11 protein-coding genes are annotated in these 13584 nt (G+C 71.8%); 6 read left to right on the forward strand and 5 right to left on the reverse strand.

What is annotated here, in order from left to right; genetic code table 11:
- Window positions 1-67: 67 nt before the first annotated feature.
- Together F6W97_RS32145 and F6W97_RS32150 are read right to left on the reverse strand one after the other, a co-directional pair.
- The gene (locus F6W97_RS32145; protein WP_155374318.1) at window positions 68-1741 is read right to left on the reverse strand and encodes a phospho-sugar mutase; all 1674 of its coding nucleotides are present in this window, start codon (window positions 1739-1741) and stop codon (window positions 68-70) included.
- Between the two features lie 45 nt (window positions 1742-1786).
- Complete coding sequence (locus F6W97_RS32150) at window positions 1787-3601, reverse strand: serine/threonine-protein kinase (RefSeq protein WP_155374319.1); 1815 nt, start codon at window positions 3599-3601, stop codon at window positions 1787-1789.
- 209 nt (window positions 3602-3810) lie between these two features.
- Here F6W97_RS32150 and F6W97_RS32155 point away from each other — a divergent pair, with 209 nt between their 5' ends.
- Entirely contained in the window at window positions 3811-5376 is a 1566-nt protein-coding gene (locus F6W97_RS32155) for an acyl-CoA mutase large subunit family protein (protein WP_155374320.1), read from the forward strand.
- 409 nt (window positions 5377-5785) lie between these two features.
- Complete coding sequence (locus F6W97_RS32160; protein WP_230687150.1) at window positions 5786-7048, forward strand: amidohydrolase; 1263 nt, start codon at window positions 5786-5788, stop codon at window positions 7046-7048.
- A 150-nt stretch (window positions 7049-7198) separates the two neighbouring features.
- Here F6W97_RS32160 and F6W97_RS32165 read toward each other — a convergent pair whose 3' ends face one another.
- Window positions 7199-8203 (reverse strand): DUF4349 domain-containing protein, encoded by a 1005-nt coding sequence (locus tag F6W97_RS32165; protein ID WP_155374321.1) that lies wholly within the window; start codon window positions 8201-8203, stop codon window positions 7199-7201.
- An 83-nt stretch (window positions 8204-8286) separates the two neighbouring features.
- Between F6W97_RS32165 and F6W97_RS32170 the strand changes: the two genes are divergently transcribed.
- On the forward strand, window positions 8287-8925 hold the full coding sequence (locus tag F6W97_RS32170) for an MBL fold metallo-hydrolase (protein ID WP_155374322.1): 639 nt from the start codon (window positions 8287-8289) through the stop codon (window positions 8923-8925).
- On the opposite strand, the gene F6W97_RS32175 is transcribed toward F6W97_RS32170, so the two are convergent.
- A complete protein-coding gene (locus tag F6W97_RS32175) occupies window positions 8922-9491 on the reverse strand; it encodes a 3'-5' exonuclease family protein (protein ID WP_230687151.1) in 570 nt (189 codons plus the stop codon). The genes F6W97_RS32170 and F6W97_RS32175 overlap by 4 nt on opposite strands.
- 147 nt (window positions 9492-9638) lie before the next feature.
- Between F6W97_RS32175 and F6W97_RS32180 the strand changes: the two genes are divergently transcribed.
- A complete protein-coding gene (locus F6W97_RS32180; RefSeq protein WP_155374499.1) occupies window positions 9639-10376 on the forward strand; it encodes an SCO6745 family protein in 738 nt (245 codons plus the stop codon).
- 165 nt (window positions 10377-10541) lie between these two features.
- Window positions 10542-11471 carry a GNAT family N-acetyltransferase gene (locus F6W97_RS32185; RefSeq protein WP_230687152.1) on the forward strand — a complete coding sequence of 310 codons (930 nt, stop codon included), beginning with the start codon at window positions 10542-10544 and terminating at the stop codon, window positions 11469-11471.
- Here the strand turns inward: F6W97_RS32185 and F6W97_RS32190 are convergent.
- The gene (locus F6W97_RS32190; RefSeq protein WP_120318058.1) at window positions 11468-11923 is read right to left on the reverse strand and encodes a gamma-glutamylcyclotransferase family protein; all 456 of its coding nucleotides are present in this window, start codon (window positions 11921-11923) and stop codon (window positions 11468-11470) included. The two genes, F6W97_RS32185 and F6W97_RS32190, sit on opposite strands and share 4 nt — an antisense overlap.
- A gap of 146 nt (window positions 11924-12069) precedes the next feature.
- Here F6W97_RS32190 and F6W97_RS32195 point away from each other — a divergent pair, with 146 nt between their 5' ends.
- Window positions 12070-13473 carry an NAD(P)H-quinone dehydrogenase gene (locus F6W97_RS32195; RefSeq protein WP_155374323.1) on the forward strand — a complete coding sequence of 468 codons (1404 nt, stop codon included), beginning with the start codon at window positions 12070-12072 and terminating at the stop codon, window positions 13471-13473.
- The last annotated feature ends 111 nt before the right edge of the window (window positions 13474-13584 follow it).

Below are 13584 nucleotides of genomic sequence, written 5' to 3' on the forward strand. Positions count from 1 at the left end.
CGTTAGGAAGGGCACCTTCTACAACGCATAGCGTTAAGAAGGTGCCCTTCCTTTGTCCTAAGCGGGGTTACGGGCTGACGGACCAGATGCCGAGGGCGGCGGCCACCTCGGTGCGCAGGGCGCGGATGGTGGCGGCGGCGCGTTCGCGGGACGCGGTCACGTCGCCGTCGGAGACCGGCTCCACCACCTCCAGGTATGCCTTGAGCTTCGGCTCGGTCCCGGACGGGCGGACCACCACGCGTGCGGTGTCGGTGCGCAGGATGAGCACGTCGGCGGCCTCGTCGGCGGGGCGGTCGAGCAGGTCCTCGGTGGACGTCACGGGTTCGTCCAGCAGCGAGGTGGGCAGCTTGGCGCGCAGGTGTGCCATCATCCGGCCGATCTCGTCCAGATCGTCCACCCGCACCGAGAGCTGGTCGGTGACGTACAGCCCGAACTCGGCGGCCAGCTCGTCGAGCCGGTCGGACAGGGTGCGCAGCTCCGCCTTCAGCCCGGCGGCCAACTCGGCGACGAGCAGCGCCGCGGTGATGCCGTCCTTGTCGCGGGCCATCCACGGCGAGACGCAGATGCCGAGCGCCTCCTCGTATCCGTAGGCGAGGTCGGGGGCCGCACGGGCGATCCACTTGAACCCGGTGAGCGTCTCGGCGTACCCGACGCCGCGCTTGGCGGCCATGGCGCGCAGCATCGACGACGACACGATGGTGGTCGCGTACGTGCCGGTGCGGCCCAGGCGCATCAGGTGGTCGGCGAGCAGCACGCCCACCTCGTCGCCGCGCAGCATGCGCCAGCCGTTGCCGTTGCCGACCGGCACCGCGACGGCGCAGCGGTCGGCGTCGGGGTCGTTGGCGATGACGATGTCGGCGCGGCGCTCGGCGGCCAGCGCGAGGACCAGGTCCATCGCGCCCGGCTCCTCCGGGTTGGGGAACGCCACCGTGGGGAACGTGCCGTCCGGCTCGGCCTGGGCCGGCACGATCGCGGGCAGGGCGAACCCGGCGCGCAGGAACGCGTCGCCGAGCACCTTGCCGCCGACGCCGTGCAGCGGCGTGTACGCCACCGCCAGGTCCTTGGGCTGGTCGTCCTGCACCACCGCGGCGGCCGCGGTCAGGTACGAGTCCACGATGTCGTCGCCGAGCACGGTGCCCGGGTGGCCGAGCGGCACCTCGGACAGCAGCTTGACGGCGCGGATCTCGGCTTCGATCTCCTGGTCGGCCGGGGGCACGATCTGCGCGCCCGCGCCGAGCGGGCCGCCCAGGTGCTCGCCGAGGTAGACCTTGTAGCCGTTGTCCTGGGGCGGGTTGTGCGAGGCGGTCACCATCACGCCCGCGACCGCGTCCATGGCGCGCACCGCGTACGCCAGCACCGGCGTGGGCAGCGGGCGCGGCAGCAGCGCGGCGCGCATCCCGGAGCCGGTCGCGACGCGGGCGGTCTCCAGCGCGAACTCGTGCGAGCCGCGGCGCGCGTCGTACCCGATGACCAGCAGGCCGCCCGGCTCGTGCTTGGTGAGCCAGTTGACCAGCCCGGCGGCGGCCTGGCGGACGACGGCCAGGTTCATGCCGTACGGGCCGGCCCGCAGCGGCCCGCGCAGGCCGGCGGTGCCGAACGTGAGCGGTCCGCTGAACCGGTCGGCGAGTTCCGCCTCGGTGCCCGGCAGGGCGTCCAGCAGCTGCTGGAGCTCCGTACGGGAGTCGGGGTCGGGGTCCTGGGCGATCCAGTGGCGTACGCGATCGGCAAGGTTGTCGGTCATCGGAGTTTCATAACACGCGGACCGGTGCTTTGCGCAGCAAACCCCTCAGGTCGCGGTGATCGCGAACGACTCGACCGCCTGGTCGAAGACCGCCTTGTCCTGGGCGAACGAGTCCTCCCACGTCGAAAGGTAGACGTGGTACGCCGTGCCGCCCTCGACCCCGATCCGCCACACCGCGTGCCGCGGGTTCTTGTTGGGCGGGGTGCACTGGTACTCCAACTGCGCCGCGGTCTCCAGCGTGCTCAGCTTCTGGTTGCTCAGCTCGACCCGCTGGTAGGTGTCCGGCTGGCAGCGGTCGGGCTTCTTGAAGTTCTTCTCCGCGCCTTCCAGCTCCCGGGTCGGGTTGCCGCCCGACCGGTAGACGTTGATGCGCAGCCAGCGTTCCTTGTCGTTCGGGTCGCGGTAGTCGACGTAGCTGCCCGACTTGGCCGGTGTCCAGCCCTTCGGGATCAGCACCTTCACGTTCTTGAAGGTGACCCACTCCATGCCCTCGGGCGCCGGGGTCTGCGCGGCGGCGGAGGAGGCGGCCGGGGCGCTCGGCGTGCCGCCGACCGCCGCGCCGGGCGGGGTCTCGTCGTCGCCGCCCATCACGGCCCAGGCCACGCCGGTGATCAGCAGCACGGCGGCCAGGCCCGCGCCGACGGCCAGGCGCATCTTCTTCGGCAGGGCCTTGACCTGCCCGACCACGCCGTCCAGCGCCGACGGGCCGGCGGGCTTGGGCGGGACCGCCCTGGGCGTGACGGTCTGCATGGCGCCGGTCGGCGCGGGGTGCGCCCCGGTCGGCATGTCCAGGGGGTCCGGCGCGCTCGGTCGGCCGTGGCCGCCCGAGCGGGAGGACGGCATCTCGCCGGTGTGCAGCAGCGCCCGGCCGCCGATCTCCTTGGCGGGCCGTTCGGGCTGTGCCGCCGCCGGGGTGACCCAGGCGGTGGTGGCAGGCTGCGGCGCGACGACGGCCCAGGGGTCGGTGACGTGCTGCGGCACGGCGTTCTGCGCCAGCGCGCCGGCCAGCAGCTCGCGCAGCGTGGCGCGGGCGGTGGGCACGTCCCAGCGCCGGTCCGGGTCCTTCTCCATGAGGCCGTAGAGCACCTCGCGCAGCGGACCGCAGCGCTGCGGCGGGACGGGCTCCTCCTCGACCACGGCGTGCATGGTGGCCAGCGGGTCGCCCTTGTCGAACGGCGGGCGGCCCTCGACGGCGGTGTACATGGTCACGCCGAGCGAGAACAGGTCGCTGGGCGGGCCGAAGCGGTGGCCGAGAGCCCGCTCGGGGGAGATGAAATGCGGCGAGCCCAGCACCATGCCCGGGGTGGTCAGCTGCACGTCGGTCGGCAGCTTGGCCACACCGAAGTCGGTGAGCACGCAGCGGCCGTCCTTGGTGATCAGGACGTTGGCGGGCTTGACGTCGCGGTGCAGCACGCCCGCGGCGTGCGCCACCTCCAGCGCGCCCAGCAGCGCGATGCCGATCTTGGCGACCGCGCGCGGGGCCAGCGGGCCGTCCTCGATCACCATGTCGGCCAGGCCGCGGGCGTCGAGCAGCTCCATCACGATCCAGGGCCGGCCGCCCTCGGTGACCACGTCGAAGACCTGGACCACGCTCGGGTGCGACAGGCTGGCCGCGGCGCGGGCCTCGCGCAGCGTGCGCTCGTACATCGAGGCGGCGTCGCTGGCGGCCAGGCCCGGCGGCAGCACGACCTCCTTGACGGCGACCTCGCGGCGCAGCACGGTGTCGGCGGCACGCCAGACCGTGCCCATGCCGCCGTGCCCGATCGCGGTGCGGAGTGAATAGCGTCCGCCGATGACGGTGCCCGGAGCCGCGCGGCCGGGGGTAGGGCTGCCGCTCCAGGTGGATGCATGGGTGGTCACTGCTTATGCCGCCAAAGGAGAGGGGACGATGGCAAAAGGGGAATGGGTCACTCGACCCCTATCCTGTACGACGCGCCGCCGCAGCGAAAGCCGTGGGCGGGTTCTGAGGCCGAATTTCACGGTTCCGTCCGCTTGCCATCACCCTGGGTGTGCGTGATGTGCGTTATCCCTCACCCCGGGACGCGGCCCGGACGCCTAACATCCCCGGTATGAACGAGCGTTCAACACGGCGTAGCGAGTCCGGCTTCCCGATCGAGCCCGTCTACGGCCCGGCCGACGGTGAAAAGCCTGGTCAGTACCCCTTCACCCGGGGTGTGTACCCGACCATGTACACCTCGCGCCCGTGGACCATGCGCCAGTACGCCGGCTTCGGCACGGCGGTGGAGTCGAACGCTCGCTACCACCAGCTGCTCAACGCGGGCACCATGGGCCTGTCGGTGGCGTTCGACCTGCCCACCCAGATGGGGTACGACTCCGACGAGCCGATCGCGCACGGCGAGGTCGGCAAGGTCGGCGTCGCGATCGACTCGATCGAGGACATGCGGCTGCTGTTCAAGGACATCCCGCTGGACAAGGTGTCCACCTCGATGACGATCAACGCGCCGGGCAGCGTGCTGCTGCTGCTCTACCAGCTGGTCGCCGAGGAGCAGGGGGTGCCGGGGGACAAGCTCAACGGCACCATCCAGAACGACATCCTCAAGGAGTACATCGCCCGCGGGACGTACATCTTCCCGCCCAAGCCGTCGCTGCGCCTGGTCGCCGACACGTTCGCCTACTGCCGGACCGAGATCCCCAAGTGGAACACCATCTCGATCTCCGGCTACCACATGGCGGAGGCGGGCGCGACGCCCGTGCAGGAGATCGCGTTCACGCTGGCGGACGGCATCGAGTACGTGCGCGCCGCGATCGCGGCGGGCCTGGACGTGGACGCCTTCGCCCCGCGCCTGTCGTTCTTCTTCGTCGCCCGCACCACGCTGCTGGAGGAGGTGGCGAAGTTCCGCGCCGCCCGCCGCATCTGGGCAAAGGTGATGCGCGAGGAGTTCGGCGCGAAGGACCCCAAGTCCTGGATGCTGCGCTTCCACACCCAGACCGCGGGCGTGCAGCTCACCGCCCAGCAGCCCGAGGTCAACCTGGTCCGGGTCACCGCGCAGGCGCTCGGCGCGATCATGGGCGGCACCCAGTCGCTGCACACCAACTCCTACGACGAGGCCATTGCGCTGCCCACCGAGAAGGCCGCCCGGCTGGCCCTGCGCACCCAGCAGGTGCTGGCGTACGAGACCGATCTGACCGCCACCGTGGACCCGTTCGCCGGCTCGTACGTCGTCGAGGCGATGACCGACGAGATCGAGGCCGAGGCGCGGGCGCTGATCGACCGGGTGTTCGAGTACGGCTCGGCCGTCGACGCCATCGAGGCCGGCTTCCAGAAGCGCGAGATCGAGTCCTCGGCGTACCGCACCGCGCTGGAGATCGACTCCGCGGAGCGGGTGGTGGTGGGCCTCAACCGGTTCACCATCGACGTCGAGGAGCCCTACGAGCCGCTGCGGGTCGACCCGGCGATCGGGGCCGAGCAGGCCGAGCGCCTGGCCCGGCTGCGCGCCGAGCGCGACACCGACGCGGTGGAGGCGGCCCTGGACAAGCTGCGCGCCGCGGCCAACGGCACCGAGAACGTGCTCTACCCGATGCGCGAGGCGCTGCGTCTCAAGGCCACCGTCGGCGAGGTCTGCCATGCCCTGCGCGGCGTCTGGGGCGTGCACGCCCCGCGCGAGACCTTCTGACCCACGCGCCTCACCCACCCCGGCGGGCGACCCCCGCCGGGGTGGTCTTTTTTCCGCGATGATCATGAACTTATGGCACGGGTCGGCGGCGTGTCATGGCCAGAGGTCCCTGATCGACTCCGCCGTGCGGTCCTCCTTGCGGGGCAACGGAATCGGTGCGGACCGCATGTGCGACGGAAATATAGGCGGTGATGTCAGTCTCGCCTGATGCGTGACCCGGCACGTCGTCACCCGTTGTAGGAGGTGAGGACATATGCAATCGAGGGTCCTGCACACTTGTGAACGCTCCGACCTGCTCGAATGTGACTCTGCGCGACGCAACTACTACAAAGACGCAGTTGCGCAGAGTCACCGGTGCAGGGCTAGGCTGGACGCTGTTTATCCCATCGACCGAGATCGAGAATCTGCCGTGACGAGTGCGCTGGCGCTGCCGCAGAGCAGCTTGCTGACGTCGTCCATGGTGTCCGAGATCATGTCGGACACCGACCCACTACCCGGCCGGCTGGACCGCTGGCTTACCGCGCACGGCGCGAACCTGGTAGCGGTACGACGTCACCTTCACGCGCACCCGGAACTCTCGCACCAGGAGTTCGAGACGGCGGCCCTGGTCGCCCGCGAGCTCGCGGCCGTCGGCCTGCAGCCGAAGTTCCTGCCCCGGGGCAACGGCGTCATGTGCGACATCGGGTCCGGTGACCGCGTCATCGCACTGCGGGCCGACCTCGACGCGCTGCCGCTGCCGGACACCAAGGACGTGGCATACCGCTCGACGGTGGCCAACGCGGCCCACGCCTGCGGCCACGACGTGCACACCACGGTGCTGCTCGGCGTCGGCCTGGCGCTGGCCCAGCTGGAGCAGCAGGGCGGCATCGGCGGCCGGGTGCGGCTGATCTTCCAGCCCGCCGAGGAGTCGATCAACTCGGGTGCGCCCGAGATGATCTCCGCGGGCGCGCTGAAGGACGTCGCGGCGATCTACGCGCTGCACTGCGCGCCGCAGCTGCCCGTGGGCATCGTGGGAGTGCGCTCCGGCGCGATCACCGCCGCCTGCGACGCGGTCGAGGTGCGGCTGAGCGGCAAGGGCGGGCACACCGCCCGCCCCCACCTGACCGCCGACCTGGTGTACGCGCTGGGCCGGGTGGTCACCGAGGTGCCCGCGCTGCTGGGCCGCCGGGTCGACCCGCGAGCCGGGCTGTCCATGGTCTTCGGCTCGATCCACGCCGGTGAGGCGTCCAACGCCATCCCCAACGAGGGCAGCGCCAGGGGCACCATCCGGGTGCTCAACCGCGACGCCTGGCGCGAGGCCCCCGACCTGGTCACTCAGCTGATCAAAGACGTGGTGGCCGGCACCGGGGCGAAGGCCGACGTGCACTACACCCGCGGCGTGCCCCCGGTGATCAATGACCGGATGGCCTCCGCGGTGATCGCGGGCGCGGCCGGCGCGGCGCTGGGCGCGGAACGGGTCGTCGAGGCCGAGATCAGCATGGGCGGCGAGGACTTCGCGTTCTACCTCGAACACGTGCCCGGCGCGATGATCCGCCTGGGCACCGGCATCCCCGGCGCGGCCCCGATGGACATCCACCAGTCCGCCTTCGACGTCGACGAGCGCGCCATCGGCTACGGCGTCCGCACCATGGTCCACACCGCCCTCGCGGCCCTGGCCTCCCCGTCCTTCTGACCTGATCCGCGCACGAAGCCCCGGCCCCGACGGTGCCGGGGCTTCGCCGTCGTTCCGGCGGCATGATCGCCGTTTCAGGTCGAGAAGTGTGGTGCGACAGCACAACTTGACCTGAAACGGCGATCATCCAGCTTGCCGCGTCGCGGTGGGTCAGTCCTCGTCGGAGGCGGCGGGCGGGACCGCGGCCACGGGCGCCGGCGCGGGCGGGACGGGTGTGGGCGGGACCGGCGCGGGCGGGGCCGGCGCGGGCGGGGCCGCACGACGCCGGCGGCGCAGGGCGATCACCAGGACCACCGGGATCGCGAGCGCGACCAGGAACGGCAGCAGGAAGCCCAGGACGGCCAGCCCGACCTGCACCGTGGCGACGAACGCGTCCCAGCCGGCCTCCAGGCCGCCCAGGAAGCCCGGGGCGGGCTCCTCCTCGGGCTCGGGCAGGACGGTGTTCGGCCCGATCAGCGTGACGGTGATCGTGGACAGGGAGACCAGGTCGTCCAGGCCGGCCTTCTTGCGCTCCAGGGAGGCCAGCTCGGCCTGGCGCTGGTTGAGCTCGCGCTCCAGCATCACCACTTCACTGAGCTGCTTGGCCTGCGCGAACATCCGGCGCACCGACTCGACGCTGGCGCGCTGGGCGGCGATCCGGGTGTCCAGGTCGACGACCGCCTCGGTGACGTCCTCGGTGTTCGAGCTGCGGCTGATCTCGGTGCCCAGCTTCGCGATCTGCTCCACCACGCCGTGGAACTGCTTCGCGGGCACCCGGACCGTGATCCAGGCCTGGGACTCGGTGCCGTCGTTGACGCGCTTCTCCGCCCCGATGTGCCCGCCCGCGGTGCCGACCAGCGAGGTCAGCCGCTCCGCGGACGCGGGGACGTCGTCGACGCGTACGGACAGTTCACCGCGGTAGATCAGCGACCGGCCGACGACCGGCCCGCCGGTGGCGTTGACTCCGTCCTGCGGGGGCGCGGCGGGGGCGTCCCCGGCCTCGCCCTTCTGGTCCTGGTAGCCCAGGTTGTTGTTGGGGTTGCCCGCGGCGGGGGCGACCGCCCCGCTGTCGGTCGCCGCCTTGTCATTCGACGCCGAACACCCCGCGAGCAACAGCAGGCCGCTCAGCGCCGCTACTACGAACGTCTTCCTCATGCCTTTGCGGACGTCACTCATGACCCCTCAGGTTCCGGCAGACTGGTCACGGAAGGACGACAGTCGGGACACGGTTCCGAACGGACACCGAAAGGCGGCCACCGATGCGGGTGACGAAGTTCTCGCACTCCTGCCTGCGTATCGAGCACGACGACGCGGTCGTGGTGATCGATCCGGGGGTATGGAGCGAGTCGGAGCGCGCCCTCGACGGGGTCGACGCGGTGCTGCTCACCCACGAGCACGCCGACCACGTGGACGCCGACCGGCTGGCCGACGCGCTGGCCAAACGGCCCTCCACCGCGATCTACGCGCACCCGGACGTGGTGGACAAGTTCTCCGCCCAGTGGGAGGGCGCGGCGGTCCCGGTGACCTCCGGGCACGCGTTCACCGCGGCCACCCTGCTGGTACGCGCCTACGGCGGGCTGCACGCCGTGATCCACCCGGACATCCCGCAGGTGGCGAACCTGGGCTTCCTGATCAACGAGTCGCTCTACCACCCCGGGGACTCGTTCGACGTGCCCGCGGGCGCGACCGTGCAGACGCTGTTCGTGCCGGTCTCCGCGCCCTGGCTGAAGATCGCCGAGTCGATCGAGTTCGTCCGCGCGGTCCAGCCGCAGCGGGCGTACGCGCTGCACGACAGCCTGCTCTCGGACAACGGGCTCACCCTGACCGACGCCCTCATGACGGCCCGGTCGGGCGCCGAATACGCCCGGCTCGCCCCGGGGGCGTCCGTGGACCTCTAGGGTTGCCAGGTCATCAGGTTCGCGAACAGGTCGGCCTGCTCGACCGCGTCGTCGAGGGCGTGGTGGGTGTGCCGCCGTGTCGACAGCAGGTGCCGGGGCATCGCGCGCTTGTGCGCCGCGCCGAACAGCACGTCCGCCCGGATCGCGTACGCCGTCTTCACGTCCAGGCAGCCGGAGTGCCCGAACACGCTCGCGCCGGTGAACCGGATCAGGTACCAGTACACGAACATCCAGTCGAAGCTGGCCGGATACGCGACGAACACCGGGCGGAACTCGCCCGCGGTCGCGGTCACCCATCGGCTGAACTCGCGCATCGCCACTGCCGGGTCGGCCCCCTCGCGCTGCAGCGCGACCCGGTCCAGCCCGGACACCTCCAGCGCCGCCGGCACGAACTCGTCGCTGATCGGCCGTAGCTCGCGGTAGAACGTCGCCGCGGTCGGATCCGTCCGCTCGAACTCCTCGCCCCTGGTCCCGGCCACCGCCGCGCCGAAGCTCAGCATCGAGTACGGCCCCGGGATCGGGCCGTCGGCCTCGACGTCGACCGAGAAGTACATGTCCGCGCGCACTGCGCACCACGCTTTCGACGAGGGTGTATGCAACGCGGGCCAGCGTAGGGCGGCCGGGCCCACGTCGCACCCGCTTTCCGGGGGGCTGACCCGGCGCGTCCGGCACGGCACAATCCACATGTGACACCCCCCTTGACGGCGACGCCCATGCAGACCGCGGCGATGGCGGCCGATGCGGTGAACCGGCTCGGCGGCGCGTTCCTCGAATGCCCCCGGACCCTGCGCCGCGCCCGCGAACTCGGCCTCACCGGCTGGGCCTGCTACGTCGCCGGGCGGGGCGGTGCGCTGGGCGACGTGCGCCCGGACACCGTCGCCGCGGCGCTGGGCCTGATCACGCCGGAGGCGGTGCGCGACGGCTGGGACGCGGCCCGCCGCGCCCTGTCGCCCCGCGAGGTCGCGGCCCACCTGCTGGCCGAGTGCTGCCGCTGGGGCAGCGAGCACCTCGACGACGTGCCCAAGGTGGACCGCCTGGTCGAGCTGACCGAGAAGGCGGTGCTCGCCGCCGACGGGTCCGGCCTGCCGCTGTTCGCCGCGTGGCGGGCGATGCCGGTGCCCGGGGACGGGCCCGGGGCCCGCGCCGCCGTCGCGCTGCACCTGCTGCGCGAGCACCGGGCAGGGGCCCTGCTGCTCGGGGTGCGGTCCAGCGGGCTGAGCCCGATGGAGGCGCTGATCGCCGGGCCTGAGGGTGAGGCGGCGGCGGTCGCGTTCGGCTGGCAGCCGCCGTACCCGCCGGTCGCTCCGCTGCTGCGCCGCCGTGCCTGGGCCGACGCGGTGGCCGACCGCATCAGCGGCCAGGCCGTGCAGAACTTCACCCCCGCCGAGCGCGGCGAACTGGTCACCCTCCTCAGGGACACCACCCGCACCGTCTACCCCCGCCGCCGCTGATCCCGCCGCGCCGTCCCGCTCATGATCGTCCGACTTGCCCGGCACCTGTGCGTATCTTGAGCTCGCATTCGCCCACCTGCCGGGCAAGTCGGGCGATCTTGGCCGCTCACGCGGCCGCGGCTAATCCGGTGGTGATCTGGTGGGGCGGGTTGTCAGGATGGCGGCGTGAGCGACGACGAACTTCCCGAGGGCTGGTCTTTCCGGCCCACGCGTGACGAGGATGCCGGTGACCTGCTGGCGCTCGTGCACGCGAGTGACATGACCGCGGTCGGCTTCGCCGACTTCGCCCCGGAGGACGTCGCCGAGGCGCTGGCGGGGCCGTACAGCACGGTGGCGGTCACCGCCGCGGGCGCGATCGCGGGCTGGGGCTACCTGGAGAACCCGGGCACCGCACCGCGCGACTTCCTGGAGGTGTACGTGCACCCCGAGGGCGGCCGCCCCGCGATGCGGCCGCTGCTGGCCCGGATGCTGGCCGAGGCGGCCCGCCGGGCACACGAGCGCGGCGGCGAGGGCACGGTGCGGGCCGGGGCGATCCCGGTCGAGCTGCCGTGGATCGAGTCGCTGACGGCGGCGGGCTTCGAGTTCGTCAAGCAGTACGCCCGCATGCAGTTGGACCTGCCCGCCCCGGCGGTCGACCCGGTGCCCGGCGTGACCGTGCGCCCGGTGCGGGAGGCGGACATGGCCGAGTTCTTCGAGGTCCTCGATGTGGCGTTCCGGGACACCCCCGACTACCAGCCGACCGGCTACGACCGGTGGCGCGAGCGCTTCCTGGACGGGCACCGGGTACGCCTGGACGAGTGGTTCGTCGCCGAGGTGGACGGGACCATGGCCGGCATCCTGCAGTCCTCGGAGCAGAGCGAGGCCGTCGACGAGGGCTGGGTGAAGCACCTGGCGGTGCGCGCCGAGTTCCGCAAGCGCGGGGTGGGCCGGGCGCTGCTGGCCGCCGCGTTCGCGCGCTACCTGGCCAACGGCCGGGTCTCCGCCGGGCTCGGGGTCGACCTGGCGAACCCGACCGAGGCCGTCCGGCTCTACACCGGCGTCGGCATGCGGGCGGCCTACCAGGCCAACATCTACGAGCGGGCGGCCCTGGGCTAGGGCCGGACGGTGCGGGTGGGCCGGGCGCGCAGTGCGGCGACGTAGTCGTCGGGCGCGCCCGCCTTCTCCGCCGCGTTCGCGATCTCCGACAGGTACCAGGCGGTCGGCAGGCCGCCCTCGTACCCGTGGAAGACGTACACGTAGGCCAGCGCGCTGCCGTCGAGTGTCGCGACCCGCAGCTGCAGCTTGGTGTAGGTGCCCGCGTTCGCGCCCTCGACCTCGTCGAGTGCCGCCTCGTCCCACGGGTGCACGTCGTAGAGCGCCACGAAGATCCGGTCTCCGGGCGATTCGACGATCGTGGTGACCGCGCCTTCCCAGCCGACCTCGTCCTCGCCTGCGAAGGTCAGCCGCCAATCTTCGAGCCAGCCGGTCCCGACCATAGGCGAGTGCGGACAGTAGGCCCGCATGCGGGCTGGGTCCAGGTTCGAGCCGTACGCTGCGTAATGACGCACGGCGATGACGATAGCCGCCCGGACGGCTTGCTGAGAATACGCCCGTGCGTGTCGGACCACTCGGTGTCTTTTCGGGCACGCTGGGTGAGCGTGAGCCGGGTCGCATCCGCGCCTGGCGGACTTGCCGGGTAGGGAAGAATGACACCGTGAGTCGGATTGTGATCATCGGTGGCGGCCCCGCCGGATACGAGGCGGCGCTCGTCGCCGCGCAGCTCGACGCGGACGTCACGGTCGTGGAAGCGGACGGCGCCGGCGGCGCCTGCGTGCTGCACGACTGCGTCCCGTCCAAGACCTTCATCGCCAGCTCCGAGGTCGTGACGAGCTATCGCGACAACGAGGAGTTCGGCGTCCACTCCGAGGGCCCGGGGACCGTCACCGTCGACGCCGCCGCGGTGCACGGCCGGGTCAAGCGGCTGGCCCTGGCGCAGTCCGGCGACATCCACGCCAAGCTGATCAAGGCCGGGGTCACCCTGGTCAAGGGCACCGCCAAGATGGGTGACGACACCCTCGGCCACACCCACCGGGTGCGGGTGCGCCCGGCCGACGGCGACGCCGAGTACGCCATCGACGCGGGCACGGTGCTGATCGCGACCGGTGCGACGCCGCGCCGCCTGCCGTCCGCGGTGCCCGACGGCGAGCGCATCCTGACCTGGCGCCAGATCTACGACCTGCCCGCGCTGCCCGAGCATTTGATCGTCATCGGCTCCGGTGTCACCGGCGCCGAGTTCGCCTCGTCCTACCTGGCCATCGGGGTGCCGGTCACCCTGGTGTCGTCCCGCGACCGGGTCATGCCGCACGAGGACGCCGACGCGGCGATGGCTATCGAGCGGGTGTTCCGGGCCCGCGGCATGACCATCCTGAACAACTCGCGGGCCGACGCGGTCAAGCGGGTCGGCGACGGCGTCGAGGTGACCCTGTCCGACGGTCGGGTGGTCACCGGCTCGCACGCGCTGATGGCGGTCGGTTCCATCCCCAATACCGCCGACCTCGGTCTCACCGAGTACGGCGTCAACGTTGGTCCCGGCGGTTACGTCACGGTCGACCGGGTGTCGCGCACCAACGTGCCCGGGGTGTACGCCGCCGGCGACTGCACCGGCGTGCTCCCGCTGGCCAGCGTCGCGGCCATGCAGGGCCGGATCGCGATGTGGCACGCGCTCGGCGAGGCGGTGGCCCCGCTGCGGCTGCGCACGGTCGCCGCGAACGTCTTCACCGACCCGGAGCTGGCCACGGTCGGCGTCTCGCAGGCGGACGTGGACAGCGGCAAGGTCCCGGCCCGGCAGGTCATGCTGCCGCTGGCCGGCAACGCCCGCGCCAAGATGGCCGGTCTCGACGACGGCTTCATCAAGCTGTTCTGCCGCCCGGCCAGCGGCATCGTGGTCGGCGGCGTCGTCGTCGCCCCGCGCGCCAGCGAGCTGATCATGCCGCTGACCATGGCCGTCGAGAACCACATGACGGTGGACCAGCTCGCCCACACCATCACCATCTACCCGTCACTCAGCGGCAGCCTGGCCGAAGCCGCCCGCCAGCTGATGCAGCACGACGTCGAGTAGCCCATGATCGCTTTTTCGTGTCAGAACCTGAGGTCTGACCAGAGGTTCTGACACGAAACAGCGATCATGCCCTAACCGTCCTAAAGGGACCCGTCCCACATCTCACATCGT

Source organism: Catellatospora vulcania (genome assembly GCF_009720385.1).
In the GTDB taxonomy this organism is placed as follows: domain Bacteria; phylum Actinomycetota; class Actinomycetes; order Mycobacteriales; family Micromonosporaceae; genus Catellatospora; species Catellatospora vulcania.

Coding starts and splice junctions, on each gene's coding strand:
- F6W97_RS32145 (WP_155374318.1), bottom strand. CDS start 1,741: ATGACCGACAACCTTGCCGATCGCGTACGCCACTGGATCGCCCAGGAC.
- F6W97_RS32155 (WP_155374320.1), top strand. CDS start 3,811: ATGAACGAGCGTTCAACACGGCGTAGCGAGTCCGGCTTCCCGATCGAG.
- F6W97_RS32165 (WP_155374321.1), bottom strand. CDS start 8,203: ATGAGTGACGTCCGCAAAGGCATGAGGAAGACGTTCGTAGTAGCGGCG.
- F6W97_RS32170 (WP_155374322.1), top strand. CDS start 8,287: ATGCGGGTGACGAAGTTCTCGCACTCCTGCCTGCGTATCGAGCACGAC.
- F6W97_RS32180 (WP_155374499.1), top strand. CDS start 9,639: ATGCAGACCGCGGCGATGGCGGCCGATGCGGTGAACCGGCTCGGCGGC.